Origin of the sequence: Streptomyces sp. (genome assembly GCF_035563135.1) — a bacterium.
Lineage (GTDB): Bacteria > Actinomycetota > Actinomycetes > Streptomycetales > Streptomycetaceae > Streptomyces.
The window spans coordinates 1-3,256 of sequence record NZ_DATMVN010000480.1 but is presented as its reverse complement, the minus strand read 5'-3'; the positions used below and the strand labels follow the sequence as shown (position 1 = coordinate 3,256).

Sequence of the window (3,256 nt, the reverse complement as noted above, 5' to 3'; positions counted from 1 at the left end):
CACGTCAGGCGAGGGCGACCAGGTCGGCGAAGTCGTCGTTCCAGTTGTCCTCGACGCCGTCGGGCAGCAGCAGCACCTTGTCGGGCTGCAGCGCCGTCACCGCGCCCTCGTCGTGCGTCACGAGGACCACGGCGCCCTTGTACGTGGCGAGCGCGGAGAGGATCTCCGCGCGGCTGGCCGGGTCGAGGTTGTTCGTCGGCTCGTCGAGCAGCAGCACGTTCGCGCCGGACACCACGAGCGTGGCCAGGGCCAGCCGCGTCTTCTCGCCGCCGGACAGCGTGCCGGCCGGCTGGTGCACGACGTCGCCGCTGAACAGGAACGAGCCCAGCACCCGGCGGGCCTCCGGCTCGGGCAGGTCGGGGCTCGACGTGCGCATGTTCTCGAGCACCGTGCGGTCGGTGTCGAGGGTGTCGTGCTCCTGCGCATAGTAGCCCAGCCGCAGCCCGTGGCCGGCGAGCACCTCGCCGGTGTCGGGCTTCTCGGCGCCGCCGAGGAGCCGCAGCAGCGTGGTCTTGCCCGCGCCGTTGAGCCCGAGGATGACGACGCGTGAGCCCTTGTCGATGGCGAGGTCGACGTCGGTGAAGATCTCCAGCGAGCCGTAGGACTTGGAGAGGCCCTCGGCCATGAGCGGGGTCTTGCCGCACGGGGAGGGCTCGGGGAAGCGCAGCTTGGCCACCTTGTCGGAGACCCGGACCGCCTCCAGCCCGGAGAGCAGGCGTTCGGCCCGCTTGGCCATGTTCTGGGCGGCGACGGTCTTGGTCGCCTTGGCGCGCATCTTGTCGGCCTGCGCGTTGAGGGTCGCGGCCTTCTTCTCGGCGTTCTGGCGTTCACGCTTGCGGCGCTTCTCGTCGGCCTCGCGCTGCTGCTGGTAGAGCTTCCAGCCCATGTTGTAGATGTCGATCTGCGCACGGTTGGCGTCGAGGTAGAACACCTTGTTGACCACCGTCTCGACGAGCTCGACATCGTGGGAGATCACGATGAAGCCGCCGCGGTACGTCTTGAGGTAGTCACGCAGCCAGACGATCGAATCCGCGTCGAGGTGGTTGGTGGGCTCGTCGAGGAGCAGGGTGTCGGCGTCCGAGAACAGGATGCGGGCGAGCTCGACACGGCGGCGCTGACCGCCGGAGAGGGTGTGCAGGGGCTGGCCGAGCACCCGGTCGGGCAGGCTGAGCGCGGCCGCGATGGTGGCGGCCTCGGCCTCGGCGGCGTATCCGCCCTTGGTGAGGAACTCCGTCTCCAGGCGCTCGTACCGCTTCATCGCCTTCTCGCGGGTGGCGCCCTTGCCGTTCGCCATCCGCTCCTCGTTCTCCCGCATCTTGCGCAGGATCTCGTCGAGCCCGCGGGCCGAGAGGATGCGGTCACGGGCCAGGACGTCGAGGTCGCCGGTGCGGGGGTCCTGCGGGAGGTAGCCGACCTCGCCGCTGTTGGTGATGGTGCCGCCGGCCGGCGTCCCCTCACCCGCCAGGCACTTGGTGAGCGTGGTCTTGCCCGCGCCGTTGCGGCCGACCAGGCCGATGCGGTCGCCCTTGGCGATGCGGAAGGAGGCGGACTCGATGAGGATGCGGGCGCCGGCGCGCAGCTCGATGCCGGAAGCGGTGATCACGGAAATACTCCAGGGCGGTATGGACGGCGGAGGGACAGCGGACTCACGACTCGACGCCGTCTAATGCACAAGGAGAATTGCCATGGGACTCAGTCTACTGGCGGTGTCCACCTGCTTTTCGTCATGTTCCCGCCCCGTCCTCGCGGCCCCGCGGCGCCCCGTCCGGCGGCGTCGGCCTGCCTGTCCCTCCTGTCACCGGTGTCAGCCGCACCTGCGGTGACGCTGCCGGTGAGCGGCGGGGAACTGAGACGGAGATCACATCACCGCGGTGCCCGTGAGCACTCGGCGTGCCGCCCGCCGACCGGGGCCACGGCTCGCGCGGCCGCATGGTACGGGGAGCGGAGGGCGCCCCCGGGGCGCCGGGGCCTGCGGGCCGGACGTCCCCGGGGCTTCGCGGTCCCTCGCGGTCACACCCCGCCGTTGTGCACCTGGAAGGCGGCGCGGCGCACGGCTTTGGCGAGGGCCGGATCCGGGTGGGCGGCGGCCAGGGCGACCAGCACCTGGACGGTCCGCGGGTGCCCCACGGCCCGCACCTCGTCCAGGAGCGCGGGGACCGTGCCCTGGACGGCTGAGTCGAGATGACGGACCAGCAGGCCCGTCTCGCCGTGGTCGGCCACGGCGGCGGCGGTGTCGACCCAGAGCCAGGTGGCTTCCTCACGGCTGAGGACGTCCTGGGCGTCGTCCGGGTCGGTCCCCTCGTACTCGGCGAGCCAGAGCAGCGCGTACGGGCGCAGCGGCGCTTCGGTGACGACGGAACGGACGACGGGCTCCGCCGGGGCGCCCACGACGCGCAGCGCCTCGAAGGCGAGGCCCCGCAGCAGGGCGTCCTCACCGCGGGCGACGGCCAGCAGTTCGGCCACGGCGCTGCCGACGGGCCGGGCGGCGAGCCAGGCCCGGTATTCGGCACGGGCGGGCCCGGGAGTGAGCCGTGCGCAGCCGAGCAGCATGTCGGCCGCGGACTGCTCGATGTTCCCGGCGGGGCTCTGGGCGGCGACGCAGATCTGTTCCAGCTTGACCCAGACCGCCCAGTTGCCCAACGGGGTGAGGGTGGCGTGGCCCGGGCCGAGCGTGAGGGCGCCGACGGAGGCGAGGCCCTCCAGGGCCCAGTCGAGCAGCAGCGCGTTGAGGCCGGCGGGCCGTTCCCCGGCGGGGGCGGGCTGCTCCTGCGGCCCGTACGGCACCTCGCAGCGTTCCTCGTGGAGTTCCGCGACGCGCTGTCCGAGCAGGTCGAGGAGCGCGGGCACGGTGACCGGTCCCGCCGAGAGCTGGAGGAGGGAGAGCACCTGGGGCACGGCCTCGATGGCCTCCGCCACGGCGGTGGCCTCGACGCCCTCGGGTGAGGCGTGGACGAGCGACCAGGCGTCGAAGAGCGCCACCCAGCCGCGGAGCACGGCGGAGTCGTCGCGGTCCCAGGCGCGCAGCCGCCAGCCGGGGCGGGCGGTGTCGCCGTGCAGTTCGATGAGTCCGGCCAGCCTGGCCCGGTCCCAGCCGGCCCTCACCTGGGCCGGGGACAGTTCGAGCGCGGCGGCGGCCCGTTCCAGGACCTGGACGGCGAGCGGGGCGGAGCCCGGGCTCGTACCGTCCGCGGCCCAGTGGGCGATCCGCACGGCGTCGGCCAGGACGGCCCTGGCCTGGCGTGCCAGTTCCGCCGGG

At 72.9% G+C, this 3,256-nt stretch carries 2 protein-coding genes; both read right to left on the bottom strand.

What is annotated here, in order from left to right; all coding sequences use genetic code 11:
- Positions 1-4: 4 nt before the first annotated feature.
- Entirely contained in the window at positions 5-1,603 is a 1,599-nt protein-coding gene (locus VN520_RS21185; RefSeq protein ID WP_325748513.1) for an ABC-F family ATP-binding cassette domain-containing protein, read from the bottom strand.
- 407 nt (positions 1,604-2,010) lie between these two features.
- The coding region (locus VN520_RS21180) for a hypothetical protein (protein WP_325748512.1) at positions 2,011-3,256 on the bottom strand (1,246 nt) is incomplete at its 5' end.